The following is a 26,287-nucleotide window of genomic DNA, read 5'->3' as shown; positions in this document are numbered from 1 at the left end:
GATGACAGATGAAGAGTTACGAAAGAATCTTGTTTTTTTAATAAAAAAATATGTTCCGGAAAGTCAACAAAAAGCATTTTATGATGATATATCAAAGTCTACTGTGCCAGTGAAAGGTATTTTAGCTGACTTTAATAAAATCAAAACCAGAACTGTTGATGAAGTTGATGGAGATTTAATACGGGATATTTACTTTTATTTTTGTTGACAGATAATTACGTGGGGGATTTATTTTTCCGTTCGTTTTTTATATTTTTTTGGTTGGGAATGGCTCGGTAAAGAGATGAAAATTATCTTTACCGGCAATCAAAATATCAGCAATGGCGTTTAGGAAATTATTAGTTACGCTGATCTCACAGAAAAAATAATTGAAAATATTTAATTATGCTGGTGATTTGTATAATGGAGAGGACTAAATCAGGCGGTTAGTTGTTGCCGAATATCCTAATTAAACTATAATGGGGGTTTCAGGGTTTGCGCTTGTTACTAACCTGCTGCTCAAAGTTTGAGCAGCAGGGGAAGGGTGCTTCCCCTATCAGTTTTCATATTACAGCTAATCATTAACCCCTTAAAGAATTTCACAAGCATTTTATTTTTAATGGACTGACCCCACATTATCGGTAGAACGATAATAAAAATCGAGGTAATGTAATGAATGATAAAAAAAATACAAATAGTTGAGCTACTGATTTCACATAGTCAAATGTTGTTACGATCCAGAGACTATGACGAAAAGCTGAATTACTGGGGAAAAGGCAATGTTTCTCAAGGTGCTGTTCTTCACAAAGATTATGTTATATTCGACCCATTACCAGAGGACGCATTTGGAGCCAACGTCAATATCAAAATAGATAATTCTTTTATATTAGATGAAACTGCTCAACGCTGCATTGTAGTGCCATTTTTTATTACAAATAAAAATAAGCTTCAGGTCGCATGATTGAATTTAAATTCAACCCGATTACCGGTGAGCTAAACCTTGATGGTCTTCCTTTAAAAATAGATACTGAAGAAGGCTTTTGTAAGTGTGATTTATACCACGAATTAGTAAAACGCAAAGCTGTAAATAAAAATATGTCGAATCACTACCTTGTTGACTCAGTAATGTTTTTCGATAAAGAATTTCAAGTTACTATACGCCCGGTGTGCTATGGTTTTCATTTTATGCTTCATCTTGTTGATAAAAATAGTCAATACTATAAATCATTAAATGATTGGAATGCACGAACTAATGTTCACATGCTAAATGAATCAGTGAAAAGCCTGTCTGATTGGCTGAAAGAATCACTGAACCTGGACACGCCTGATACCACGGAAACAGACATCATTAGGTGGAACTTTGAGTGCGGGCGGGTTTCAGTCTCATATGAGACAAAGTCATTTAATCATGGGGTATATATAGTTTGGAATATAAAGTAGTCACTTCCAAAAAAGGTGGTTTAGATATGTTAGAAATGAAACTTGATGTTCATACTGGATTTGTAGAAATTAACAACTACCCCATCGAATTAAAAGATGTTGATACTTTTAAAAATTCCGCATTTTACAAGTTTTTCTCGCCATTGACTACAGTAGGTCCTTTTTATTTCGCTATCGATAATATTAAATGGAAAGATCAAGTTTTCATTTTGGAACTGAGGCCTTCAGCATTTTCTTTTTCTCCATCATTATTCCTTACTAGTAAGGATGGAAGTTTTTATAAAACGTTAGAGGATTGGGATAAAAGGGCTAGTCTGAGTAATTTATCGGATGAGCAGCAGCGTTTGACAGTATGGGTTGAGAATGAAATAACATCAAAGCCTAATCTTAAAATTAACAATCCCCCATATGGATTTCAATGGAGGCATGAATGGGGAAATATTGTTGTACAGTCTAATGAAAAAAGCTTCGATTGTGGTGTTTATATAGAATGGAATGTTTGACTAAATGATGTTAATGATTAATAAAATCCTCCATTTCTTATAGCCTTAATTTTTTATTGATAAACTTAAAATTTAAATAATGAAACTTACTAATCGACTGAAAAAGAAGTTATTAGTCCTTGATGGCATTGACAATGATTTCATAGAGTATGGAAAGGAAATAACATGCCCTGAATGCGAGGGGGTAATAGTCTACTCTATCGTAAACTCATATGAGTTTGACACGCTCACAGAAGAGGTAAAATGCTTTTTGGTTAAGAAAATGAGAGGTGTGAAGCTTGATAGTGAACATAAGAAATATAGCTATGATGAAAGCCAATTAGATGTTTCGAAAAACACATGTTCAAAGTGTTTAAAAGAGTTTTCCGCTATATTAACGTATAAAGAAGTGCAGCCAGCCCGATACCGGGTATATCTTGTGGGGCTTTTTGAAGGTGATTTGAAGCAGATCAAACTTTAAACGTTGAGGTTTACCAATGATTGAAAATCTCATTTGTATTAAAGAAAAAGACCTGCTTCAATGGGCGTGTGGTGAAAGTAACATACTGGTTAGTGTGCCATTTTTAAGCTATGCATTGGTCGACTTAACACGCCAGTTAGTCTTTGTGTTAAGCGAGCCTAAGCCATTACCAACCGTTTTGACCATCTTCAATGTGCAGGGCGAAAAACTATTTTGGTCTGCCCCTCCTGAAGGTGCGACTTTCTATTACTTAACATTCAACCTGTCAAAGGAAGTGATCGTTGTCTGTAGCTATCCAGCAAAAAAAAATGGCTGGCATGATTGGTTTTATTCCTGGGATATGAAGCGTAACGTGTTGTCTCAATCGGGCCCTGCGTATTAAGTTCAAAAGCGCCAAAAAAATGATAACTATAACCGGTGGCAAAAAAGGAACTGTATCAGCAGTTATATCAAGCAGTTTAAAAAAGGCTACGAGGAAAAAGATGACTACGGTTTACATTGTCATATTGACGTATATAAACCCCTTGAGGAGGTTGACGCAACGATACCTTCTCATGTTGAGTGACTAAAAAAGGGTATTCAGAGGGGATATTTCTGACTTCCGGAAGACGGATCCCAAGAACTGGTGGGGTCATTCTCGCTAAATCTGAGAGTCCTGCATCTCTTAAAGAGCGCTAGCGTGAGGGCTCTTTTCAGGCGTTAGGCTTGTGTCTGCCGAAATCATTCCCTTAGATTCCAGCATGAAAACTGATCTCTTAGACAATGTGTTTTAACCTCACAATAAAAAAATCCACGCCAAAGCGTGGATTTTTTTTATTCAAAACAAATCAGACGTTAAACAAGAAGTTCATCACGTCGCCATCTTTAACGATGTAATCTTTCCCTTCCGCACGCATCTTGCCTGCTTCTTTCGCGCCTTGCTCACCCTTGTAGGTTATGAAGTCTTCAAACGCGATAGTCTGCGCACGAATGAAGCCTTTCTCGAAGTCGGTGTGGATCTTACCGGCCGCCTGAGGCGCGGTCGCACCCACAGGGATGGTCCACGCACGCACTTCTTTTACACCAGCGGTGAAGTAGGTTTGCAGGTTCAGCAGCTCATAGCCCGCGCGGATCACGCGGTTCAGGCCCGGCTCTTCCAGACCCAGCTCGGCCATGAACTCTTCACGGTCGGCGTCGTCCAGCTCTGCAATATCAGATTCAACGGCAGCGCAAACCGCAACCACTACAGAACCTTCAGCCGCGGCAATTTCACGCACTTTGTCCAGATACGGGTTGTTCTCGAAACCGTCTTCGTTAACGTTGGCGATGTACATGGTTGGCTTCAGGGTCAGGAAGCTCAGGTATTTGATCGCCGCTTTGTCTTCGTCAGTCAGGTTTTTCAGCGCGCGCAGCATGCCGGCATTTTCCAGCTGTGGCAGACATTTTTCCAGCGCAGCCAGTTCCGCTTTCGCGTCCTTGTCGCCGCCTTTGGCTTTCTTCTGCACGCGGTGAATGGCGCGCTCGCAGGTGTCGAGGTCAGAGAGGGCCAGCTCGGTGTTGATGACGTCGATGTCGTCAGCCGGATCCACTTTGTTGTTTACGTGAATGATATTGTCGTTCTCGAAGCAGCGCACAACGTGGCCGATCGCTTCGGTTTCACGGATGTTGGTCAGGAACTGGTTGCCCAGGCCTTCACCTTTGGAAGCGCCTTTTACCAGGCCCGCGATGTCCACGAACTCCATGGTGGTTGGCAGAATGCGCTGCGGCTTCACGATTTCCGCGAGCTGGTCCAGACGCGGATCGGGCATAGGAACAACACCGGTGTTCGGCTCGATGGTACAGAACGGGAAGTTCGCCGCTTCAATACCTGCTTTGGTGAGCGCGTTGAACAGGGTGGATTTGCCCACGTTTGGCAGACCGACGATACCGCATTTGAATCCCATTTCTAAATCACCTTAATCTCTTGATAATCAATCCGTTAACGATAACCGATTGAAGAAAAGTAAATAACTACGCCTATTATACACGTAACCCACGTGCCGCGCGGTAAAAATGCCGCAGGGCCTTGTTTATTGCGCTTTGAAAGCGTGCAGTCGATTGGTGGCTTTCGTCAGGCCGTCCTGAAGCCAAATCTCGGTGCAGCGGGCCGCTTCGTCTACCGCTTCGTCAATCAGCTTCTGCTCAGAAACCGGGGGTTTACCCAGTACGAAACCAACAACTTTGTTTTTATCGCCCGGATGGCCGATTCCCACGCGCAAACGGTGGAAATTAGGGTTATTACCCAGTTTGCTGATGATGTCTTTAAGGCCGTTGTGGCCGCCATGACCGCCGCCCAGTTTGAACTTCGCCACCCCTGGCGGCAGGTCCAGTTCGTCGTGGGCCACCAGGATCTCATCCGGATTGATGCGATAAAACGTTGCCATAGCTGCCACGGCTTTGCCGCTCAGGTTCATAAAGGTGGTTGGCACCAGCAACCGCACGTCAGCACCCGCAAGATTGATGCGTGAGGTATACCCGTAAAACTTGGGTTCTTCACGCAGGGGAGCGCGCAAACGCTCCGCCAGCAGATCAACATACCAGGCACCGGCGTTATGGCGGGTAGCAGCATACTCTGCGCCCGGATTGGCGAGGCCGACAATCAGTTTAATCGTCACGATTTACTTCCTAATGGGTTCCAGATCTGGCGCGTAGTTTACTGTCTGGCGCGCCGCTTGACAAAGTTCTGCCTGCTGTACACCGAAATGCGAATAATTTCTTCTTTGAACAATTAGAATTTCAAGCTGTTCAATGTCTTATTTGTAAATTTTTGTCCGGGAGTTATCAGTAAATGTGATCATTCACGCAACTCATATAAGAGGCGTTGTCTATACTTTACACACAAGGAGAAGGGGCTTTTCCCCTGACAACCCAAAGTTCCGGAGGTGACATATGAAACGCAAAAACGCTTCAATGCTCGGTAACGTGCTAATGGGGTTGGGACTGTTCGTGATGGTCGCCGGTGTCGGTTATTCAATCTTAAACCAATTACCGCAGCTTGACCTCCCACAATACTTTGCGCATGGCGCGGTGCTGAGTATCTTCCTCGGTGCGGTACTGTGGCTCGCCGGGGCGCGCGTGAGCGGACATGAGGAAGTCTGCGATAAATACTGGTGGGTGCGTCATTACGATAAACGATGCCGCCGCGACCAGCGCAAGCATAGCTAGTGCCCCATAAAGAACACCGAAACGACTTCATCTGAAGTCGTTTTTTTTTTGCATGACGCATTGACCCTCACGTAACGTAAGGCTTCAGAGTAACGACACTGGCAGAACAAAAGGAGCCGTTATGTTGATACAGGTGGGAGAACTGGCGAAACGTGCCGGGATCACCGTGCGGACTTTGCATCACTACGAGCAAACAGGGCTGTTGTTACCTTCTGCCAGAAGCGCGGCAGGCTACCGGCTTTATAACCTGGCGGATGTGCAGCGTCTGCATATGATCCAGACGCTGGCAAAAGCCGGGCTGGAGCTTGCCGAAATCAGGGATTTTCTGAAACAGCGTTCGCTGTCATTAGCCGAATTACTCGACGGGCAAATCACTCTGCTGGACAAGCAACTGCGTAGTATCCATACGCTGCGCAACCGGCTGGTGGAATTGCGTACCGGGCTGACCGACGATGCGACGCCGGATCTGGAATCCTGGCTACAGACTCTGGAGTTAATGAATATGTACGATCGCTGGTTTAGCAAAGAAGAGTTGCAGCAACTGCCGTTTGCGGTAGAGAAAGAGGCGCTGGCGGATATCTGGTCGGGGCTGGTGAGGGAGGTTAAACACTTGCTGGAACAGAACGTCAGCGTCACGGACGCGCGGGCGACCGATTTGGCTTCACGGTGGATGGAACGCCTGGAGCAGGATACCGCAGGCAAACCGGAATTTTTGACCCGCCTGAACGAGATGCACAGCGTGGAGCCGCAGATGCAGGAGCAAACCGGCATTACGCCGGAGATAACTGATTACATCACGCGGGCGTTTGCCGAATCAAAGCTCAGCATCTGGGAGAAATATCTCACTGCCGAAGAGATGGCCTTTACCCGGGCGCACTACTTTGACCGGATGATGGAGTGGCCGCCGCTGGTGGCGAAGCTGCATCAGGCGCAGCGAGATAATCTCAGTCCCGCTTCTGACGATGCGCAAAAGCTGGCAGAAAAGTGGCTGGTTTTATTCCAGTCCTATGCGGGAACAAACCCGCAGACCCAGCAAAAATTTCGCCTCGCCATGCAGCAGGAGCCGCATCTGATGAAAGGCACGTGGATGACGCCTGCCGTGCTTGAATGGCTCCAGCAGGCGATCGGGGTGATGATGCAAAGACGCGTCTCTGCATCAGATGACTCACAGATCCGCTAATGCAGCTTCACGGTTAGGGTAGAAGGACAATCGGCCAGGGATCGGCTGCACGCCTGCGCGCGCCATGGTGCGCAGGGGCTGGAATTCGAGGTTACTTATCCGCAGCTCGCAGCCTTCCGGCAGGCGGGCAACAAAGCGCTGGAAGGCATCCAGACCGCCGGCATCCAGCACCGGGACGGCATCCCACTTCAGCACCACAATCCGTTTGCCCGCGATGCGGGATTCCAGATCGCTGAACAAACCTTCCGCTGCGGCGAAGAACAGCGGACCAATCACGCGCAGCACCAGCACATCGTCAGGCACCTCAACGTTAACCGGGGAGAGACGCGTCATCTGCGCGATGCGGCGCATAAACAGCAGCGAGGCCAGCACTATGCCGACGCTGATAGCGATAACCATATCGAACAGCACGGTCAGCGACATGCAGATCAGCATCACGATAATGTCGTCTTTCGGCGCGCGGCGCAGCAGGTTAACCACCTTATGCGCCTCACTCATGTTCCAGGCCACCATCAGCAGCAACGCAGCCATGGCAGAGAGCGGAAGCCATGAAAGCAGCGGGGCAAGGATCAGCAGCGCCATGATCACCAGCAGGGAGTGAATGACCGCCGAAACCGGTGATGTCGCGCCCGCACGTACGTTCGCGGCGGAACGGGCAATCGCAGCCGTAGCCGTAATACCGCCGAAGAACGGTGCAACGATGTTCCCTAAGCCCTGGCCGACCAGCTCGCTATTGGCTTTATGCTTAGTGCCGGTCATGCCGTCGAGCACAACGGCGCACAGTAGAGATTCAATCGCGCCCAGCATTGCCATGGAGAATGCAGCGGGCAGCAGAGCGCGAAGGGAATCCCAGCTCAGGGTGAAGCTGGAGCCCGGCATGTCCCACGGCAGAACCAGCTGCGGCAGCAGCTGCGGAATGCCGCTGCCCTGTGAGCCGTCCGCCAGAACATAGTGGAACTGGGAGCCAATGGTGGCGACCTGTCCACCGAGCAGGTTGACGGCGCCCATCACCGCGCAGCCCAGCAGCAGAGCGGGCAGATGGCCCGGGAGACGAATGCCTAAGCGAGGCCAGACGATGAGTGTGCCGAGGGTAACGATGCCAATGGCCGCATCGCCCAGGTTGGCCGTCGGCAACGCCATAAACAGCGCGCCCACTTTCTGTAAATAGTGCTCCGGAACATGGGCCATTTGCAGGCCGAGGAAATCCTTAATCTGCATGGTCCCGATGGTAATCCCAATCCCCGAGGTGAACCCCAGCGTTACGGAAAGGGGAATATATTCAATCAGGCGACCAAAGCGGGCCAGACCAAACAGAATTAAAAAGATGCCGGACATCAGGGTGGCAACCAGCAGGCCTGCCAGACCAAACTGTTGGGAAACCGGGTAGAGGATCACCACAAAGGCGGCCGTCGGGCCGGAGACGCTGAAGCGGGACCCGCCCGTCAGCGCAATCACAATCCCCGCAACGGCCGAGGTGTACAGCCCGTACTGCGGCGCGACGCCGCTACCAATCGCCAGCGCCATCGCCAGCGGGATGGCAATAATCCCGACGGTGATCCCGGCTATCAGGTCACGAACAAAGCGTGACGACGTGTATTTCTCTTTCCAGCAGGCGTCGATGAGGGCGCGAAAGGGCAGAACATGTGAGGAGGTTACTTTTTTCACAATTATCTATCATCCGTGTGCGCATCATCTGTCATATGAATGGCAGGTGAAGGAGGCATAAGTCATACAAATAAATACTATAAACAAAAAAACCCGCCGCAGCGGGTTTTTTGGCCGTGTTCGATCAGTGTTCGAACATTGCAGAGATGGATTCTTCGTTGCTGATACGACGAATCGCTTCGGCCAGCATCCCGGACAGAGTCAACGTACGCACGTTTGGCAGCGCTTTGATCTCGTCACTCAGTGGGATGGTATCGCACACCACAACTTCATCAATGACGGAGTTACGGAGGTTGTTTACCGCATTGCCGGAGAAGATCGGGTGAGTGGCGTAAGCGAATACGCGTTTCGCACCACGCTCTTTCAGCGCTTCAGCGGCTTTACACAGTGTACCGCCGGTATCGATCATGTCGTCCACCAACACGCAGTCACGGCCAGCCACGTCACCGATGATGTGCATCACCTGAGAAACGTTAGCGCGCGGACGGCGTTTGTCGATGATCGCCATGTCGGTATCGTTCAGCAGCTTTGCGATAGCACGAGCACGTACCACGCCGCCGATGTCCGGAGAAACCACAATCGGGTTGTCCAGATTCAGTTGCAGCATGTCTTCCAGCAGGATTGGGCTGCCGAATACGTTATCAACCGGCACGTCGAAGAAGCCCTGAATCTGCTCTGCGTGCAGGTCGACCGTCAGTACGCGGTCAACGCCGACGCTGGACAGGAAGTCAGCGACTACTTTAGCGGTGATTGGCACACGCGCGGAACGGACGCGACGGTCCTGACGTGCATAGCCAAAGTAAGGAATAACAGCAGTGATACGGCCAGCAGAAGCACGACGCAGCGCGTCGACCATAACAACCAATTCCATCAGGTTGTCATTCGTTGGAGCACAGGTGGACTGGATGATGAAAATATCACCACCGCGTACATTTTCATTAATTTGTACGCTGACTTCGCCGTCGCTAAAGCGACCTACAGCGGCGTCGCCGAGGGAAGTGTACAGGCGGTTGGCAATACGTTGTGCTAGTTCCGGGGTGGCGTTACCAGCAAAAAGCTTCATATCAGGCACGAGAAGAACCTCAGGCATGCGTCCAGTGGTGGATAGCGTTCGCCGCAAACTGCGGGGCCTAAGCAAACGCTATCCAGGCGGTGTATTAAAGAGCGCGATGCAACGTCTGGAACAGGGTGACGTTGTCACCGAAACTCAGTCTGCGCCAGAATGGCCTGCTGTAGGGGGGAGATGTTCATCCCGCGCGCTACAAAACCATGCAGCCAAACCGGCGCTTGCTCAAGCACCTGACGGGCGGCGGTTTCGGTGTCAAATTCAGCAAAGACACAGGCCCCTGTACCGGTCAGGCGCGACGGCGCGTATTCTAACAGCCAGGAAAGCACCGCATCAACCTCGCGAAAACGTTTTCTTGCGATATCCTCGCAATCGTTGCTGAATTCACAATTTAATAACGTTTTTATTGACCGTACCGGGGTATTTCTTTTCAGGTCAGGATCTTTAAAGATGACCGGGGTAGGAATGCTCACGCCAGGGTGAACGATCAGATACCATTTTTCCGGCGGATCGACCGGCGTGAGGATTTCACCGACACCTTCAGCGAACGCCGCGTGGCCGCGCACAAACACCGGTACATCGGCGCCCAGCGTCAATCCTAACGCTGCCAGTTCGTCCGTCGTCAGACCGCAGTCCCAGAGGTGGTTAAGCGCCACCAGTACGGTCGCGGCGTTCGATGAACCGCCACCAAGACCGCCGCCCATTGGCAGGCGTTTGTCGATACGGATATCCGCACCGCTTCCCGCTGGCAGACGACCCGACGACGACGCCGTTTTCATCAGAAGGCGAGCAGCGCGCACGATCAGGTTATCCTCATGCGCCACGCCGTCGACCGGCGTCAGCAGGTGAATCTGCCCGTCCTGACGCGGTTCGATGGAGATCGTGTCGCCGTAATCGACAAACTGAAACAGCGTTTGCAGGGTGTGATAGCCGTCAGCGCGCTGTCCGGTGATGTAGAGAAACAGGTTCAGTTTTGCGGGAGAGGGCCAGTGGGTCATCATTTAACGATCCAGTTGTCCATTTTCAGCTTGATACGCTGGCTACCCTGCGTCAGCTCCATATTGGACGGCAGCGACGGTTGAGTCTTGCTGTCATACGCGCTGTACACCACTTTCCAGGTTTTACCGCCCTGAGTGTAATTTACCTGGCTCAGACGGTATTGATCGTCGAGCGTGTAGTCGGTTGCGTCACCCGGCAGGCCAAGGATCCACTGGCGCAGACTATTGAGCGGAATCGGCATCCCGGTCAGCTTGCCAATCATCTCTTCGGCGTCGGTTGCCGTGTAGTGCTGGCCTTTGTTATCGGTAATCTGCGCTTCGCCAGGCTTCGCGTTCAGCTCCAGTTCGGTGCTGCCCAGCGGGTTCAGCAGCAGCAGGCGATAGTTGTCCTGACCCGTTTGCTGCCAGAAGAAGCGAGCGTAAACTTTTTGCTCGTCAGAGAGATAAGCAAATGCACCGCGGGTCTGATACTGGCTTAATTTCAGCACGTCCTGCTGGTGCTGGCGCCACTGCGGTGAGTCAGGGCTTTTGCCCGGGCCTTTCGGCTGATGAACGGAACAGGCGGTCAGAACCAGGGCCGCCAGAGGCAGCAGGCGAATCATTCGGGTCATAATGATGACAAATCCTTGAGATACGTTGCAGTTATAACTGTTAATGCTAGCGTTGAAGGGTGCCACCGTCTACGTTCAAATTATCTCAAAGCGTGGCGTAAGCTATTACTCCGAAAGGGGGCAGTCTCTTTTATTGATCTCGCGCATCCTGTATGATGCGTCCTGCTAACCTTATTAACGCTGGTACTACTCCCGCTCAACATGACCCTATTAGCACTCGGTATTAACCACAAAACGGCCCCGGTTTCACTGCGAGAACGCGTTACGTTTTCGCCGGATACGCTCGACCTGGCGCTGGACAGCCTGCTTGCACAGCCGATGGTGCAGGGTGGCGTGGTGCTGTCGACGTGCAACCGTACCGAGCTCTATTTAAGCGTGGAGGAGCAGGACAACCTTCACGAGGCTCTGATCCGCTGGCTATGTGACTACCACAACCTCAACGAAGAAGAGCTGCGCAACAGCCTGTACTGGCATCAGGATAACGATGCGGTCAGCCATCTGATGCGCGTGGCCAGCGGTCTGGATTCGCTGGTGCTGGGCGAGCCGCAGATCCTCGGCCAGGTGAAAAAAGCCTTCGCGGATTCCCAGAAAGGGCATCTGAAAGCCAGCGAACTTGAACGAATGTTCCAGAAGTCATTCTCCGTGGCGAAGCGTGTGCGAACCGAAACCGACATTGGCGCCAGTGCGGTTTCGGTTGCTTTCGCGGCCTGTACCCTTGCCCGTCAAATCTTCGAATCGCTGTCGACCGTCACCGTACTGCTGGTGGGGGCGGGCGAAACCATCGAGCTGGTGGCGCGCCATCTTCGCGAACACAAGGTGAAGAAGATGATCATCGCCAACCGCACCCGCGAACGTGCACAGGTGCTGGCAGATGAAGTGGGCGCTGAGGTGATTGCGTTGAGCCACATCGATGAACGTCTGAAAGAGGCGGACATTATTATCAGCTCTACCGCCAGCCCGCTGCCGATTATCGGGAAAGGGATGGTCGAGCGTGCGCTGAAATCCCGCCGCAATCAGCCGATGCTGCTGGTGGATATCGCCGTTCCGCGTGATGTCGAACCGGAAGTGGGCAAACTGGCGAACGCCTACCTGTACAGCGTGGATGACCTGCAAAGCATCATTTCGCACAACCTTGCCCAGCGTAAGGCGGCGGCTGTGCAGGCGGAAACTATCGTTGAGCAGGAAACCAGCGAATTTATGGCCTGGCTGCGCGCGCAAAGCGTCAGCGAGACCATCCGCGAATACCGCGGTCAGGCGGAGCAGGTGCGTGATGACCTGACGGCCAAAGCGTTAGCGGCCCTTGAACAGGGCGGCGACGCGCAGGCGATTATGCAGGATCTGGCCTGGAAACTGACCAACCGCCTGATCCATGCCCCAACCAAATCTCTTCAGCAGGCTGCCCGTGACGGGGACGATGAACGCCTGACAATTCTGCGCAACAGCCTCGGGCTGGAATAGCGCCCTATACCCATTTTCTAAGACAAGGTGCATTTACGCCTATGAAGCCTTCTATCGTCGCTAAACTGGAAGCTCTGCACGAGCGCCATGAAGAAGTCCAGGCGCTGCTCGGCGATGCCGGGACCATTGCCGACCAGGAACGTTTTCGCGCGCTGTCGCGTGAATACGCGCAGTTAAGTGATGTTTCAAAATGCTTTACCGACTGGCGACAGGTCCAGGAAGATATCGAAACCGCGCAGATGATGCTCGACGATCCTGAGATGCGCGAGATGGCGCAGGAAGAGTTACAGGATGCGAAAGCGCGTTCAGAAGAGATGGAGCAGCAGCTTCAGGTGCTTCTGCTGCCGAAAGATCCGGACGATGAGCGTAACGCCTTTGTGGAAGTCCGCGCCGGTACCGGCGGCGACGAAGCGGCGCTGTTCGCCGGGGATCTGTTCCGTATGTACAGCCGTTATGCCGAATCCCGTCGCTGGCGCGTGGAGATCATGAGCGCCAACGAAGGCGAGCATGGCGGCTACAAAGAGGTTATCGCCAAAATCAGCGGTGACGGCGTGTACGGTCGACTGAAATTTGAATCCGGCGGCCACCGCGTGCAGCGCGTGCCTGCGACGGAATCGCAGGGGCGCATTCATACCTCGGCCTGTACGGTGGCGGTGATGCCGGAGCTGCCGGAAGCGGAACTGCCGGATATCAACCCGGCGGATCTGCGCATCGACACCTTCCGCTCTTCAGGGGCAGGTGGTCAGCACGTTAACACCACCGACTCCGCTATCCGTATTACTCACCTGCCCACCGGGATTGTGGTTGAGTGTCAGGATGAACGTTCCCAGCACAAGAACAAAGCTAAGGCGTTATCCGTGCTGGGCGCCCGTATCCACGCGGCGGAAATGGCGAAACGCCAGCAGGCGGAAGCCTCTACCCGCCGTAACCTGCTGGGCAGCGGCGACCGTAGCGATCGTAACCGCACCTATAACTTCCCGCAGGGGCGCGTAACCGACCATCGCATCAACCTGACGCTCTACCGTCTGGATGAGGCAATGGAAGGCAAGCTCGATATGCTGATTGAGCCTATCGTGCAGGAATACCAGGCCGACCAGCTGGCGGCACTGTCCGAGCAGGATTAATGGATTTTCAGCGCTGGTTACGCCATGCCGCCAGTGAGCTTTCCGCAAGTGAAAGCCCGAAGCGTGACGCCGAAATTCTGCTTGAGCATGTGACGGGTAAAGCCCGCACGTATCTGCTGGCTTTCGGCGAAACCGCGCTGACCGCTGAACAGCAATCGCAGCTGGAGACGCTGCTTGCCCGCCGTAAAACCGGCGAGCCGGTGGCGCATCTGGTTGGCGAGCGCGAGTTCTGGTCCCTTCCACTGTACGTCTCAGCGGCCACGCTGATCCCGCGCCCGGACACCGAGTGTCTGGTGGAGCAGGCGCTGGCGCGGTTACCGGCGCAGCCGTGTCAGATCCTCGATCTCGGCACCGGCACCGGGGCGATTGCGCTGGCGCTTGCCAGCGAGCGGCCAGACTGCACCGTGACGGCGGTAGACGTGATGCCTGATGCGGTCGCCCTCGCGCGGCGCAACGTTGAACGGCTGGGGCTGAACAATGTTTCCGTTCTGCAAAGCAGCTGGTTTGCCGCGCTTGAAAGCCGCATGTTTGAAATGGTTGTCAGCAATCCGCCCTACATCGACGAAGACGATCCGCATCTCGCGCAGGGGGACGTGCGTTTTGAACCCTTGACCGCGCTGGTCGCTGCGAATCAGGGACTTGCGGATCTCGATCACATTGTGACAACGTCACGGCAACATTTGCTTCCCGGTGGCTGGCTGCTGGTGGAACATGGCTGGACGCAGGGAGAGGCGGTGCGAGCGCTGTTTACGCATGCCGGATACGCTGCCGTGGAAACCTGCCGGGATTACGGCGGCAATGAACGTCTGACGCTGGGGCAGCGGTCATGAGCCTGTTTACGCTGCTGATCTCCGTTCACCTGGTTTCCGTTGCCCTGACCATTGGCTTTTTTATTGCCCGCTACTGGTGGCGCTACAACAACAATCCGCTGATTAACGCCCGCTGGGTACGCATCGCCCCGCACTGTATCGACACGGTGCTGTTCCTTTCCGGAGCCGGGTTAATGTGGAAGACCGGCTATCTGCCATTTACTGATAAAGGCGCATGGCTGACTGAAAAGCTGTTTGGCGTTATCATCTACATCGTTTTGGGTTTTATCGCGCTTGGGCGTCATCGTCCGCGCAGCCAGCAGACAGGGTTTATCGCCTTTTTGCTGGGTCTGGTGGTGCTGTACATCATCATTAAACTCGCCACCACAAGAATACCGTTACTGGGGTAAGTCATGAGGTCCTTAGCCGATTTCGAATTTAACAAAGTGCCGCTCTGCGATGGTATGATCCTGATTTCAGAGATGATCCGCGACGATTTTACGTCACAGTACGTTTACGCTGAACTGGAGAATCTGGTCAGCCTGGCGCGCGAAGAGATCAATCAGGCACGTCCGCAGGACTGGCAATTAGAGAAGCTGATTGAGCTTTTCTACGGCGAATGGGGTTTCTGCGACACGCGAGGCGTGTACCGCCTGTCTGACGCACTGTGGCTGGACCAGGTGTTGAAAAATCGTCAGGGCAGCGCCGTCGCGTTGGGCGCCATTTTACTGTGGGTTGCGCACGAGCTGGAGATTCCACTGGTGCCGGTCATTTTCCCGACGCAGATGATTTTGCGGGCGGAGTGGCTGGACGGTGAGATGTGGTTAATCAATCCGTTTAACGGCGACACGCTGGATGAGCATACGCTGGATGTCTGGCTGAAAGGCAACATCAGCCCGATAGCTGAGCTGTTCAATGAAGATCTCGATGAAGCCGATAACGCCGAAGTGATCCGCAAGCTCCTGGATACGCTGAAGTCTGCGCTGATGGAAGAGCGTCAGATGGAGCTGGCCCTGCGCGCAAGCGAAGTGCTGTTGCAGTTCAATCCGGAAGATCCGTACGAAATCCGCGACCGCGGCCTGATTTATGCGCAGCTCGACTGCGAGCACGTGGCGCTGAATGATTTAAATTATTTCGTCGAACAATGTCCGGAAGACCCGATCAGCGAGATGATCCGCGCGCAGATCAACGCGATCGCGCATAAACACATTACACTGCATTAATCTTAATTCCGATTCACACCTGAATAAGGCGATCCTATGAAACAAAAAGTGGTTAGCATTGGTGATATCAACGTGGCAAACGACCTGCCGTTCGTGCTGTTTGGCGGTATGAACGTGCTGGAATCCCGCGATCTCGCTATGCGCATCTGCGAACACTACGTGACCGTGACCCAAAAACTGGGCATCCCGTACGTGTTTAAAGCCTCTTTTGACAAAGCCAACCGCTCCTCCATTCACTCATACCGTGGCCCGGGCCTGGAAGAGGGGATGAAGATTTTCCAGGAGCTGAAACAGACGTTTGGCGTGAAAGTGATCACCGACGTGCACGAGGCGTCTCAGGCACAGCCGGTGGCTGATGTGGTAGACGTGATTCAGCTTCCGGCGTTCCTCGCTCGCCAGACTGACCTGGTAGAAGCGATGGCGAAAACCGGTGCCGTGATTAACGTGAAAAAACCGCAGTTCGTGAGCCCAGGCCAGATGGGTAACATCGTCGACAAGTTTATCGAAGGCGGTAACGACCAGGTTATCCTGTGCGACCGTGGTTCAAACTTCGGTTATGACAACCTGGTTGTGGATATGCTGGGCTTCAGCGTGATGAAGAACGTCTCTAACCAGTCTCCGGTGATTTTCGACGTGACCCACTCCCTGCAATGCCGCGACCCGTTTGGCGCCGCGTCTGGCGGGCGTCGTGCGCAGGTGACCGAACTGGCGCGCGCCGGTATGGCAACCGGCCTGGCGGGTCTGTTCATTGAAGCGCACCCGGATCCGGCTAACGCGAAATGCGACGGTCCATCCGCGCTGCCGCTGGATAAGCTGGAGCCGTTCCTGAAACAGATCAAAGCGATTGACGATCTGGTGAAGAGCTTCGACGAGCTGGATACCAGCAACTAATAAAAAAACCCGCTTCGGCGGGTTTTTCTTTGCCCGGCGGCGCTACGCTTGCGCGGGCCTACGGGTTTTGTAGGCCGGGTAAGCGCAGCACCACCCCGCAAAAAAATTACGCAAATATCGTCATCAGATACGCAATAAACAGCGCCATATGCGCCGCGCCGTTCAGCACATTGGTGCGGCCGGTGGAGAAGGAAATCTGGCACAGCAGCAAGGATGCCACCATCACAATCATCTCTGGCGCACCCAGCGCAAACTGCAATTCATTTCCCGTCATAAAGGCAATCAACGTCACCACCGGAACGGTAAGGGAGATGGTCGCCAGAACAGAGCCAAAGAACAGATTCATCGCACGCTGCACCTGATTATTGAGCACCGCTTTCAGCGCTCCCAGGCCTTCTGGCGACAGGATCAACAGGGCCACCAGGAAACCGGTAAAGGCGACCGGCGCGTTCAGTTCAGTTAACAGCGCCTCCAGCGGGTTCGCATTCATCTTGGTGACCGCAATAACGGCAATCAGATGCACGATCAGCCAAACCGTGTGCCACGCGCTGCTGTGAGCCGACGGCTTACCGTGATGCGGGTCATCGTCGTCACCGTCGTCTTCATGCTCGTAAACAAACAGGCTCTGGTGCGTTTTGGTCTGGATCAGCAGGAACACGCCGTACATCGCCGCGGAAATCAGCGCCACCAGCAGCGCCTGGCCGGTGGTGAAATTTGCACCCGGCAGCGCCATCGGGAATACCAGCACAATAATCGCCAACGGGAACAGGGCAATCAGGTACTGTTTAATGCCAAAAAGGTTCATGTACTGGGTGGCAAATTTGCGACCACCTAATAAAAGTGAAAAACCGACCAGGCCGCCGGTAACAATCATAATGATGGAATAGAGCGTATCGCGCATTAGCGTTGGCGCGGCGTCGCCGGTGGCCATTAATGCGGAAATGAGACTGACTTCAAGAATCACAACCGAAAGGCTTAAAATTAATGACCCATACGGCTCTCCAAGACGGTGGGCTAAAACATCCGCATGGCGTACCACGCTAAATGCGCTGGTTAAAATACCCACCAGAGCCAGAATATTGATCCCCACAACCACTGGCAATGACTGACTGCTTCCCCAGAAGAGCAGCACAGCCAGTGCCAGAACCGGGAAAATGAGAGAGGTCTCCTTGTGGCGGGTTTTCACCGCCTCGTGTGTTGCTGTCATGTGTTTCTCCAACAATGCAGGTGCTTGTAATTATAGATAGATTTTAAAGGTATTAAACTAACAGAAATCTGTTAAATACCCTGTATTTTTTACTTAGTTTTACCCTTTATTATAATTTTTATGCCTGAGGCTTATAATGGCCTATCTCTGTTAAATATTAATTTAATAACAATGACTTGCATTTTTATATTGTTCATTTCTTTCTGTTGGCTGGCACCCTCGCGTATCGTCGTCCACACTTATCTTTTAGCCAAAAGAGAGGTTAACGATGCCATACAAATCGAAAAGCGAATTACCAGATAACGTGCAAAACGTATTGCCTGCCCACGCCCAGGATATCTACAAAGAAGCCTTTAACAGCGCCTGGGATCAGTACAAAGATAAAGAAGATCGCCGGGACGATGCCAGCCGCGAAGAGACGGCCCATAAGGTGGCCTGGGCCGCCGTAAAAAATGACTATGAGAAAGGGGACGATGATAAATGGCACAAAAAGAAATAGCCGCGAATAATACGCTGCCTCCCTTTTGACATTTCAGGCGGTTGACCTGCCGCTGTATTGCATCTGGCCCGCGAATTGCTTATCGTTGCTCAACTGCTGTTAAAATGAACAGCACAGAATGCCGGGAAGGCGAATTACAGATGTCGCAAGGAAGCATGCAGTGGCGGAGGTGGAATGTGTTAACGCGTGATTTCTTGATGAAGGCAGATTGTAAGACGGCATTTGGTGCTATTGAGGAATCGCTTCTGTGGTCGGCTGAACAACGTGCGGCGTCGCTTGCGGCAACGCTGGCCTGCCGCCCGGATGATGGCCCGGTCTGGATCTTTGGTTACGGCTCGCTGATGTGGAACCCGGCGCTCGAATTTGTTGAATCGGCAACCGGAACGCTGCCTGGCTGGCACCGCGCCTTCTGTTTGCGCCTGACCGCCGGACGCGGCAGCGCGTGTCAGCCAGGACGCATGCTTGCACTAAAAGAGGGCGGGCGCACCACGGGCGTGGCATACCGGCTGCCGGATACCACGCTGGAAGATGAGCTGACGCTGCTGTGGAAGCGCGAGATGATCACCGGCTGCTATATGCCCAGCTGGTGCAAGCTGGAACTGGATGACGGCCGCACCGTCAACGCGCTGGTGTTCATTATGGATCCGCGCCACCCGCTGTATGAAGCCGACACCCGAACCCAGGTGATTGCCCCGCTGATTGCCGCCGCCAGCGGACCGCTGGGCACTAACGCCCAGTACCTTTTCTCGCTCGATCAGGAGCTGACGCGTCTCGGTATGCAGGACGACTGTCTGAGTGAGCTGGTGGTGAAGGTGAAAGCGCTGCTGGAAGGGAACCCGCTCAGCAATACGCTGCGGCCGGGTTTTGCCTGATAATACGCCCGGCTGGCCGGGCGTTTATGGTTATGCCGCCACGTAACTTACGGAATGTTCGAGCGACTGGCTGTGGCTGTCGATCAGCACATCCCAGGTGCCGGTGTAAGGCACCGTCAGCCAGGCCTTATCGTCCTGGACGGTAAGGATATCTGCCTGCGATTGTTTCTGTCCTTTCGAACTTATCAGATGGATGCGGCAACGCTCTGAGCAACGCACCACTACCGTATCCCCGCCAAACAGTTTCAGACTTGTTTTCACTCGTGCCATTTTATACCCCGTCGTTTTTGCCCATCCCGAGCGTGATGTTGTTCACAATTTACTCATTGCATAACACCAAAGGGGCAGGGGTGGGATGCTGATTTCGATCAAAAAATGGCGCAACGATTAAACAAAAATGACAAAATCCCTGAAACCTTTCAGCGGACGCGCGTTTACCCTGCTTAACGCGCGCCCGGGAAAAATTATATGCGGAAATGGCCAGCGGTCTCAGCAAGGTCGCCCGCCTGGCTTTGCAGCGCGCTGGCCGCCGCAGCAGACTGTACAACAAGCTCGGCGTTCTGCTGCACCATGCGATCCAGGTGAGTCACCGCGTGGTTAATCTCATGGATCCCTTTCATCTGCTCCCGGGTGGCAATGGATATTTCACGCATAATGCCAGACACGCTGCCGACGCTGGCGCGGATCTCATCCATGCTGTCGCCCGCAAGGTGCACAAACCGGGAGCCGGTTGCTACGCTTTCGGTGGTGGAATCAATAAGGGATTTGATCTCTTTCGCCGCCTGAGCGCTGCGGCTGGCCAGGTTACGTACTTCCCCCGCAACGACCGCGAACCCACGGCCTTGTTCCCCGGCACGCGCCGCTTCCACCGAGGCGTTAAGCGCCAGGATATTGGTCTGGAAGGCGATGCCGTCAATGACGCTGGTGATATCGCCGATTTTCGCGGAAGCCAGTTCGATGGACTGCATGGTGCTGATGGCCTGAGCGACGACGTCGCCGCCGCGGGATGCGGCGGCAGAGGCCTTGCTCGCCTGTTCGTTCGCTTCTGCTGCCGACTCGTTTGACTGCGTAACGGAGGCCGTGATCTCTTCCACGGCGCTGGCGGTTTCGCGAAGGCTTGATGCCGCCTGCTCGGTACGCCCGGAAAGATCCTGATTACCCGCCGCAATCTCATGCGCGGCGTTTTTCACTGAGGCGCTCGCATCACGCAGCTGGACCATCACCACAGAAAGCTTATCGCTGAAGGCGTTAAACGCCTGCGCGATTTGCGCCACTTCATCGCCCCCCTTATCCGGCAGACGCTGCGACAGATCGTTAGTACCGTTGGCAATGTTGTTCATCGCGTCACGGATACCGGACAACCGCTTAAGCAGGCGGGCAATCAGGAGGTGCATGAGGGCTCCGCTCAGCAGGGCGAGGATCGCCAGCGACAGTGCAGATGCTTTAAGCAATGAGCGCATCCCGGCGGTGGCATCGCCGTTATCAAGCGCCACAACCAGCAGCCAGTGCGTCCCCGGCACGGCGGTGGCCAGGAACGTTTTTTCGCGTCCGTTTGACGTTCCGTCAACCAGGTTGCCGCTTTTCAGAGTGGCAAAATCGGTCCCTTTGATCGTTTCAGTAAACGGCTTAAGCGTCAGCGCAGGATCGCTGCCGGCAATTACGGTGCCGTTGCTGTCCAGAAGCAGTCCGCTGCTGGCCGGAGTCGGGTGAATACCGCGCACGTTAGCCACCACGCTGTCCATTGCCACATCGCCCGCCACCACCGCTTTCAGGGCGCCTTGCTCTTTAACGGGTACCGCGAACGTCACCACCAGTTTCCCGGTGCCCGCGTCCACATAGGGTGCAGTCACTACCGGGCCATCAGCGCTGACGACCTGCTGATACCACGGGCGAAGGGTGGGATCGTAATCAGCGGGTACCCCGGTTGGGTCAGAAAATTTAGCCGTTTTGCTGGCATAACCCACGTAGACGTTGGTGAATCCACCCGCCAGCGCAAGCTGTTTAAACACCGGAACCGGATCGTCGCTGAGCGCGACCGACTGCGCCGAAGTGATGACGGTTATTTTGCTGTTCACCCAGTCGGCAATCGCCATGTTGTGGCTGGCGCTGGTGCTGGTCAGAATATCGCGCTGCGACTGCTGGTTATCCTGGCGCGTGACCTGAAAGTTAATAATGGTATTAAGAAGAAGGGCGACGATCAGACAGCCTGTCGTCGCAGCAATGATGCGGGCGCGAATCGAACTGAACATAAGTGTAATACCTGCTGTGTTGTTTCCATGCCTATCGGCAACGGTGCAGGTAAACTTGATGCTGAAACCGCGTCCATAAGAAAATAATATTTTTAGCGGGTTATTATTAAAAAGTTAATACTTTATCGGCGGAAAGCGTCCATTCAGCCAGCTCCACCAGCGTACCAATTTCCACGCCATCAATCAGCGGCAGCCCGGTAATGCCGCGCCCGTCGGTACAGGTTTTGCACAGTTTGACCGGAACGTTTTGCGCGGTCAGGATCTCCAGCATTTGTTGAATGTTGTAGCCCTCTGCGGGTTTTTGCCCCTTCAGCCCGGCCGTGACGGCGTCGGACATCAAAAAGAGGCGCAGCTCCAGCTCACTCTCCTTATCGCGCAGCGCGATTGCCAGGCGCAGGCTGTTAAAAAGGGATTCACTGCCGTAGGCCGCACCGTTGGCGACGATCACAATCTTCTGCATGTTGACTCCTGTTCTTTGAAAAGGCACGAATATTGCTTCTCGTACCGAAGAATACGTATCGGGGAGAGAAACGATGACGATAGTGGCTGGCAGTTCCCCTGGCGCAACCGAATGGTTCCAGCGTGCGAGAATGTTGCGCGAGGAACAGCTCGGCAGACTGGCGCAGCTGGGCGCACTGGTGAACGGCATCAGTCGACTGGTGCATATGCTACAGTGCGAGCGCGGTGCGTCAAATGTCTGGCTCTGCTCGCAGGGCAAATTGTACGCGCCTGAATGCAAGGCCAGCAGGGCCCTGGTGGATGTAAACCTCGCCGCATTGCACCTTCAGTTTAACGAACCGCTGCCGGGCAGCGCCCTGTGCGAACGTATTGCCAGCGCACTGCACGGCCTTGAGACGCTAACGGCGCTGCGTGATGGCGTTACAGGTCAATGCGTCACCGCGCCGCAGGCGATGGAACATTACAGCCGCATACTGCGTCATTTGCTCAGTATCGTACCCCAACTCAGCGACAGCATTGACGATCCGCACATCGCGGGCCGATTTGTGGCCCTTTACAGCCTGATGCAGGGCAAAGAACTTGTGGGACAAGAGCGGGCGCTGGGGGCTATTGGTTTCACCCAGGGATTCTTTGACGATGAAACCCGCCAGCGGCTGGTGGATCGCATTGATGGCCAGCAGGCCTGCTTTGAGGTTTTTATCTCCCATTGCACTCCAGACGTGCAGGAGTCATTTACCCTCAACTGCCTGCCGGGTCTGGAGACTGAAAAACTCAGGCGTGAAGCGTGCACCCGCCAGCCTCCGGCAGATAACGGTGATACCGCCCTCAAATGGTTTGCCCTGCAAACCGCGCGCCTTGAGCACCTGCGCACGCTGGAGGAGGTGGCAATTGCCGATCTGATGACGGCAGTTGAGGAGCGCCGCTATAGCGAAAACCTGCACGCAGACGATGAACACGACGATATCCTGGCGCGATTTCCGGATAAACCGCTGCTGCCGCTGGTGCGCCAGCAGGCGCGTGAAATTGAGCAACTCTCCCGTCAGCTTGCTTCCCTGCGCGACACGCTGGAGGAGCGTAAGACCATCGACAAAGCCAAAAGCGTGCTGATGACGCACCAGAACATGAGCGAGGAGCAGGCGTGGACCGCCCTGCGCAAAATGGCGATGGATAAAAACCAACGCATGGTAGATATCGCCCGTGCGCTGCTTACGGTGAAAAATCTGTGGAAGATACCCCCTGGGGAGTAGTTGCACAGTCAGTGGGCAATTTATGCCTGATTGAGGTGCGTAATACAGCGCTCTTCTTGCAGAAACCCCGTAACGCCGGGGATGAAAAGCTGGCATTACCTTTGCATTAACAGATTAACCATTTTCGACGATGCGCCAACGGCGGTGCATGCGTCTTCAGGATAAAGGCGTCCAGCGGTGCTTCAGCACCGTCGGGCGCTTTTTTTTGCCTTTTTTCAGGAGCAATTATGGCGGATTTGTCGAGACGGCGGTTATTGCAGGCCAGCATGCTGGCGAGTGGTGCGATGCTGTTGCCGGGTGTCATGCAGGCCGCATGGGCGGCGGGGTCAGATAAGCCGGAGCAGGATACCGTGCGTATCGGGTTTATACCTCTGACCGACTGCGCGCCCGTGGTTATCGCGGCCCTGAAGGGGTTCGATAAAAAACACGGCATTACTATTGTGCCGACCAAAGAGGCGAGCTGGGCGGCGGTGCGCGACAAGCTGGTGGCGGGCGAACTGGACGCCGCGCACATTCTTTACGGCCTGCTGTACGGTCTGGAGCTGGGTATCGCGGGCAAGCCGCAGCAGATGGCGAACCTGATGACCCTCAACCAGAACGGTCAGGCCATTACGCTCTCCAGCGATCTGGCGGAGAAGGGCGTTCGTGACCTCGACGGGCTGAAAAAGCTGATTGCGCAGCAGGCGCCGGGAACCTACACCTTCGCGCATACCTTCCCGACGGGAACGCACGCCATGTGGCTCTACTACTGGCTGGCCAGCGCGGGGATTAACCCGTTTGACGACGTGCGCACCGTGGTGGTGCCGCCGCCGCAGATGGTGATGAACATGCGCATTGGCAACATGGTCGGGTTTTGCGTTGGCGAGCCGTGGAACGCGCGGGCGATTAACGACCGCATCGGGTTTACCGCCGCCACGTCACAGTCCATCTGGGCCGATCACCCGGAAAAGATCCTCGGCACCCGACGCGACTGGGTGGCGAAAAATCCGCACACCGCACGGGCGCTGGTGAGCGCCGTGATGGAAGCCGCGCGCTGGATCGAGGCGTCAGCGGAAAACAAACGCGAAACCGCGCAGATCCTCTCGCGCCGCGCCTGGCTCAACTGCAAGGAACAGTATCTCACCGGACGCATGCTCGGCGAGTACGACAACGGGGTCGGTCAGCGCTGGCAGGATGCGCACCCGATCCGTTTCTTCAACGAGGGTGCCGTGAGCTACCCGTATCTCTCCGACGGCATGTGGTTCTTAACCCAGTTCCGCCGCTGGGGCTTGCTCAACGCCGCGCCGGATTACGCGGGCATTGCACAGCGCATTAACCAGACCGCGGTCTGGCAGGATGCCGCGACCGCCGTGGGCGGCATGTCCACACCGTCATCACCGTATCGCAGCAGCACCCTGATGGACGGCACCGTCTGGAACGGCACCGATCCGGAAGGGTACGCCAACCGCTTCGCCATTCACCGTAAAGGGGCCTGAGTATGCAGCATCTGCAAAATGCAAAACCACAAGAGACGTCAGAGAGCGGGGAAGTGATAGTCCTGCCTCCGTTACAGGTTCGCCGTCGTGCGCCCGCGTTTACGCGTCGGATGAATGATTTTTTACAGCGCGTCATCCCGGCGCTGCTCGGTCTCGGCCTGCTGGTGGTGCTCTGGCAGCTGGCGGCGATAAACAGTAAAGGCTTTCCGACGCCGCTCAGCACGCTCGATTCGGCCATGACCCTGTTTGCCGATCCGTTTTATCGCGACGGGCCAAACGATATGGGCATTGGCTGGAACGTGCTGGCGTCGTTGCAGCGCGTCGCCATCGGCTTCGGTCTGGCGGCGCTGGCGGGCATTCCGCTGGGCTTTTTGATTGGCCGCTTCACCTTTTTCTCCCGCATGTTCAACCCGCTGATCGCGCTACTGCGTCCGGTCAGCCCGCTGGCCTGGCTGCCTATCGGCCTGCTGCTGTTCCAGAAAGCGGAGCCTGCATCGAGCTGGACTATTTTTATCTGCTCCATCTGGCCGATGGTCATTAACACCGCCGAAGGGGTGCGCTGTATTCCGCAGGACTACCTCAACGTGGCCCGGGTGCTGAAACTCTCAGAGTGGACCATCATGCGCCGCATTCTTTTCCCGGCCGTGCTGCCTGCGGTGCTGACCGGGGTACGTCTTTCCATTGGCATTGCCTGGCTGGTGATTGTCGCCGCCGAGATGCTCACCGGAGGTTTAGGCATTGGCTTCTGGATCTGGAATGAGTGGAACAACCTCAACGTCGAAAACATTCTCATCGCCATCGTCATCATTGGCGTGGTCGGGTTGCTGCTGGAGCAGGGGCTGATGCTGATCGCCCGTCGCTTTAGCTGGCAGGAAAAATAAGGAGTGAAGATGAAACCGTTAATTCAGGTCCAGGCCGTGAGCCAGCGTTTTTCCACCGCCAGCGGCGAGTTTCTGGCGCTGCAAAACGTCTCTTTTGATATCCACGAGGGCGAAACCGTCAGTCTGATTGGTCACTCCGGCTGCGGCAAGTCGACGCTGTTAAACCTGATCGCCGGGATCACGCTGCCGACGGAAGGCGGGCTGATTTGCGACAACCGCGAAATCGCCGGGCCGGGGCCAGAGCGCGCGGTGGTGTTTCAGAATCATTCGCTGCTGCCGTGGCTGACCTGCTTCGACAACGTGGCGCTGGCGGTGGATCAGGTCTTCCGTCACACCATGAGTAAGGCCGAGCGCAAAGCGTGGATTGAGCACAATCTCGACCGGGTGCAGATGGGCCACGCGCTGCATAAGCGCCCCGGGGAGATCTCCGGCGGTATGAAGCAGCGCGTCGGGATTGCCCGCGCGCTGGCGATGAAGCCGAAAGTCCTGCTGATGGATGAACCCTTCGGCGCGCTGGATGCGCTGACGCGCGCCCATCTTCAGGACTCGGTGATGCAGATCCAGCAGGCGCTGAACACCACCATCGTGCTCATCACCCACGACGTGGACGAGGCGGTACTACTCTCTGACCGCGTACTGATGATGACCAACGGCCCGGCGGCCACCGTGGGTGAGATCCTGCGCGTCGATCTGCCGCGCCCGCGCAACCGGGTGCAGCTGGCGGACGACAGCCGCTATCACCACATGCGCCAGCAGATCCTCCATTTCCTCTACGAAAAACAGCCGAAAGCGGCGTAATGAGGGGGCA

At 54.3% G+C, this 26,287-nt stretch carries 30 protein-coding genes and 1 pseudogene; 21 read left to right on the top strand and 10 right to left on the bottom strand.

Features of this window, described 5'->3' with window-relative positions; genetic code table 11:
- Position 1: 1 nt before the first annotated feature.
- The 7 genes and pseudogenes from BFV63_RS12650 to BFV63_RS23420 all read left to right on the top strand — a co-directional run bounded on the left by BFV63_RS12650 (position 2) and on the right by BFV63_RS23420 (position 3,155).
- Positions 2-208, top strand: coding sequence for a hypothetical protein (locus BFV63_RS12650; RefSeq protein ID WP_022648388.1), 207 nt, complete (start codon positions 2-4; stop codon positions 206-208).
- Between the two features lie 447 nt (positions 209-655).
- Positions 656-940, top strand: a complete 285-nt coding sequence (gene comJ / locus BFV63_RS12645) for a competence protein ComJ (RefSeq protein ID WP_032666353.1) — start codon at positions 656-658, stop codon at positions 938-940.
- Entirely contained in the window at positions 937-1,419 is a 483-nt protein-coding gene (locus BFV63_RS12640; RefSeq protein WP_069597543.1) for a hypothetical protein, read from the top strand. The genes comJ and BFV63_RS12640 overlap by 4 nt, the downstream gene beginning before the upstream one ends.
- Before the next feature lie 26 nt (positions 1,420-1,445).
- On the top strand, positions 1,446-1,922 hold the full coding sequence (locus BFV63_RS12635; protein WP_069597542.1) for a hypothetical protein: 477 nt from the start codon (positions 1,446-1,448) through the stop codon (positions 1,920-1,922).
- Positions 1,923-2,001: 79 nt separating this feature from the next.
- Positions 2,002-2,382 carry a hypothetical protein gene (locus BFV63_RS12630; RefSeq protein WP_022651375.1) on the top strand — a complete coding sequence of 127 codons (381 nt, stop codon included), beginning with the start codon at positions 2,002-2,004 and terminating at the stop codon, positions 2,380-2,382.
- 16 nt (positions 2,383-2,398) lie between these two features.
- A complete protein-coding gene (locus BFV63_RS12625) occupies positions 2,399-2,764 on the top strand; it encodes a hypothetical protein (RefSeq protein ID WP_003856647.1) in 366 nt (121 codons plus the stop codon).
- Between the two features lie 100 nt (positions 2,765-2,864).
- Positions 2,865-3,155, top strand: a pseudogene (locus BFV63_RS23420) (YciI family protein).
- Positions 3,156-3,209: 54 nt separating this feature from the next.
- Here BFV63_RS23420 and ychF read toward each other — a convergent pair.
- Both ychF and pth read right to left on the bottom strand, forming a co-directional pair.
- Positions 3,210-4,304: a redox-regulated ATPase YchF gene (gene ychF / locus BFV63_RS12615; RefSeq protein ID WP_003856650.1), complete on the bottom strand. Its 1,095-nt coding sequence runs from the start codon at positions 4,302-4,304 to the stop codon at positions 3,210-3,212.
- Positions 4,305-4,430: 126 nt separating this feature from the next.
- On the bottom strand, positions 4,431-5,015 hold the full coding sequence (gene pth, locus BFV63_RS12610) for an aminoacyl-tRNA hydrolase (protein WP_006810922.1): 585 nt from the start codon (positions 5,013-5,015) through the stop codon (positions 4,431-4,433).
- A gap of 274 nt (positions 5,016-5,289) precedes the next feature.
- Here pth and ychH point away from each other — a divergent pair, with 274 nt between their 5' ends.
- Together ychH and BFV63_RS12600 are read left to right on the top strand one after the other, a co-directional pair.
- Positions 5,290-5,565, top strand: a complete 276-nt coding sequence (gene ychH / locus BFV63_RS12605; protein ID WP_003856655.1) for a stress-induced protein YchH — start codon at positions 5,290-5,292, stop codon at positions 5,563-5,565.
- Between the two features lie 121 nt (positions 5,566-5,686).
- Positions 5,687-6,745 (top strand): MerR family transcriptional regulator, encoded by a 1,059-nt coding sequence (locus tag BFV63_RS12600; protein WP_022651374.1) that lies wholly within the window; start codon positions 5,687-5,689, stop codon positions 6,743-6,745.
- On the opposite strand, the gene dauA is transcribed toward BFV63_RS12600, so the two are convergent.
- The 4 genes from dauA to lolB form a co-directional block, all read right to left on the bottom strand.
- Positions 6,731-8,410, bottom strand: a complete 1,680-nt coding sequence (gene dauA / locus BFV63_RS12595) for a C4-dicarboxylic acid transporter DauA (protein WP_032658872.1) — start codon at positions 8,408-8,410, stop codon at positions 6,731-6,733. The genes BFV63_RS12600 and dauA overlap by 15 nt on opposite strands.
- A 124-nt stretch (positions 8,411-8,534) precedes the next feature.
- Positions 8,535-9,482, bottom strand: a complete 948-nt coding sequence (gene prs / locus BFV63_RS12590) for a ribose-phosphate diphosphokinase (protein ID WP_003856663.1) — start codon at positions 9,480-9,482, stop codon at positions 8,535-8,537.
- Positions 9,483-9,607: 125 nt separating this feature from the next.
- Positions 9,608-10,477 carry a 4-(cytidine 5'-diphospho)-2-C-methyl-D-erythritol kinase gene (gene ispE, locus BFV63_RS12585; protein ID WP_003856664.1) on the bottom strand — a complete coding sequence of 290 codons (870 nt, stop codon included), beginning with the start codon at positions 10,475-10,477 and terminating at the stop codon, positions 9,608-9,610.
- Positions 10,474-11,085 carry a lipoprotein insertase outer membrane protein LolB gene (lolB, locus tag BFV63_RS12580; RefSeq protein ID WP_003856665.1) on the bottom strand — a complete coding sequence of 204 codons (612 nt, stop codon included), beginning with the start codon at positions 11,083-11,085 and terminating at the stop codon, positions 10,474-10,476. The genes ispE and lolB overlap by 4 nt, the downstream gene beginning before the upstream one ends.
- Positions 11,086-11,286: 201 nt before the next feature.
- Here lolB and hemA point away from each other — a divergent pair, with 201 nt between their 5' ends.
- Genes hemA through kdsA form a run of 6 tightly spaced genes read left to right on the top strand, consistent with a single transcriptional unit; the run spans position 11,287 to position 16,590 of the window.
- Complete coding sequence (gene hemA / locus BFV63_RS12575) at positions 11,287-12,543, top strand: glutamyl-tRNA reductase (protein ID WP_048240641.1); 1,257 nt, start codon at positions 11,287-11,289, stop codon at positions 12,541-12,543.
- 41 nt (positions 12,544-12,584) lie between these two features.
- Positions 12,585-13,667, top strand: a complete 1,083-nt coding sequence (gene prfA / locus BFV63_RS12570) for a peptide chain release factor 1 (protein WP_003856667.1) — start codon at positions 12,585-12,587, stop codon at positions 13,665-13,667.
- On the top strand, positions 13,667-14,497 hold the full coding sequence (prmC, locus tag BFV63_RS12565) for a peptide chain release factor N(5)-glutamine methyltransferase (protein WP_003856668.1): 831 nt from the start codon (positions 13,667-13,669) through the stop codon (positions 14,495-14,497). Before prfA ends, prmC begins: the two co-directional genes overlap by 1 nt.
- Positions 14,494-14,886: an invasion regulator SirB2 gene (gene sirB2, locus BFV63_RS12560; protein WP_003856669.1), complete on the top strand. Its 393-nt coding sequence runs from the start codon at positions 14,494-14,496 to the stop codon at positions 14,884-14,886. Before prmC ends, sirB2 begins: the two co-directional genes overlap by 4 nt.
- 3 nt (positions 14,887-14,889) lie before the next feature.
- The gene (gene sirB1 / locus BFV63_RS12555) at positions 14,890-15,699 is read left to right on the top strand and encodes an invasion regulator SirB1 (RefSeq protein ID WP_003856670.1); all 810 of its coding nucleotides are present in this window, start codon (positions 14,890-14,892) and stop codon (positions 15,697-15,699) included.
- Between the two features lie 36 nt (positions 15,700-15,735).
- Positions 15,736-16,590, top strand: a complete 855-nt coding sequence (gene kdsA, locus BFV63_RS12550; RefSeq protein WP_003856671.1) for a 3-deoxy-8-phosphooctulonate synthase — start codon at positions 15,736-15,738, stop codon at positions 16,588-16,590.
- Between the two features lie 106 nt (positions 16,591-16,696).
- On the opposite strand, the gene chaA is transcribed toward kdsA, so the two are convergent.
- A complete protein-coding gene (chaA, locus tag BFV63_RS12545; protein WP_003856672.1) occupies positions 16,697-17,797 on the bottom strand; it encodes a sodium-potassium/proton antiporter ChaA in 1,101 nt (366 codons plus the stop codon).
- 268 nt (positions 17,798-18,065) lie between these two features.
- Between chaA and chaB the strand changes: the two genes are divergently transcribed.
- Positions 18,066-18,296, top strand: a complete 231-nt coding sequence (gene chaB / locus BFV63_RS12540; protein WP_003856674.1) for a putative cation transport regulator ChaB — start codon at positions 18,066-18,068, stop codon at positions 18,294-18,296.
- A 176-nt stretch (positions 18,297-18,472) separates the two neighbouring features.
- Positions 18,473-19,168: a gamma-glutamylcyclotransferase gene (locus BFV63_RS12535; RefSeq protein WP_017384255.1), complete on the top strand. Its 696-nt coding sequence runs from the start codon at positions 18,473-18,475 to the stop codon at positions 19,166-19,168.
- A gap of 30 nt (positions 19,169-19,198) precedes the next feature.
- Here the strand turns inward: BFV63_RS12535 and BFV63_RS12530 are convergent, their stop codons facing one another.
- From BFV63_RS12530 to BFV63_RS12520, 3 genes are all read right to left on the bottom strand, one after another.
- Complete coding sequence (locus BFV63_RS12530) at positions 19,199-19,438, bottom strand: hypothetical protein (RefSeq protein WP_003856678.1); 240 nt, start codon at positions 19,436-19,438, stop codon at positions 19,199-19,201.
- A 194-nt stretch (positions 19,439-19,632) separates the two neighbouring features.
- Positions 19,633-21,417, bottom strand: a complete 1,785-nt coding sequence (locus BFV63_RS12525) for a methyl-accepting chemotaxis protein (RefSeq protein ID WP_048240642.1) — start codon at positions 21,415-21,417, stop codon at positions 19,633-19,635.
- Between the two features lie 106 nt (positions 21,418-21,523).
- Entirely contained in the window at positions 21,524-21,877 is a 354-nt protein-coding gene (locus tag BFV63_RS12520) for a DsrE/DsrF/TusD sulfur relay family protein (RefSeq protein WP_015570354.1), read from the bottom strand.
- 73 nt (positions 21,878-21,950) lie between these two features.
- Here BFV63_RS12520 and nasR point away from each other — a divergent pair, with 73 nt between their 5' ends.
- The 4 genes from nasR to BFV63_RS12500 all read left to right on the top strand — a co-directional run bounded on the left by nasR (position 21,951) and on the right by BFV63_RS12500 (position 26,277).
- Entirely contained in the window at positions 21,951-23,123 is a 1,173-nt protein-coding gene (nasR, locus tag BFV63_RS12515; protein WP_032658858.1) for a nitrate regulatory protein NasR, read from the top strand.
- A 227-nt stretch (positions 23,124-23,350) separates the two neighbouring features.
- Entirely contained in the window at positions 23,351-24,598 is a 1,248-nt protein-coding gene (locus BFV63_RS12510; protein WP_023296759.1) for a CmpA/NrtA family ABC transporter substrate-binding protein, read from the top strand.
- 2 nt (positions 24,599-24,600) lie between these two features.
- Positions 24,601-25,479 carry a nitrate ABC transporter permease gene (gene ntrB / locus BFV63_RS12505; protein WP_048240644.1) on the top strand — a complete coding sequence of 293 codons (879 nt, stop codon included), beginning with the start codon at positions 24,601-24,603 and terminating at the stop codon, positions 25,477-25,479.
- A 9-nt stretch (positions 25,480-25,488) separates the two neighbouring features.
- A complete protein-coding gene (locus BFV63_RS12500; protein WP_015570359.1) occupies positions 25,489-26,277 on the top strand; it encodes an ABC transporter ATP-binding protein in 789 nt (262 codons plus the stop codon).
- Positions 26,278-26,287 lie beyond the last annotated feature (10 nt).

The sequence above is a fragment of the Enterobacter hormaechei subsp. xiangfangensis genome (assembly GCF_001729785.1).
Taxonomy (GTDB): Bacteria; Pseudomonadota; Gammaproteobacteria; order Enterobacterales; family Enterobacteriaceae; genus Enterobacter; species Enterobacter hormaechei_C.
The sequence above is the reverse complement of the archived record's forward strand: the minus strand, read 5'-3'. Positions and strand labels throughout refer to the sequence as shown.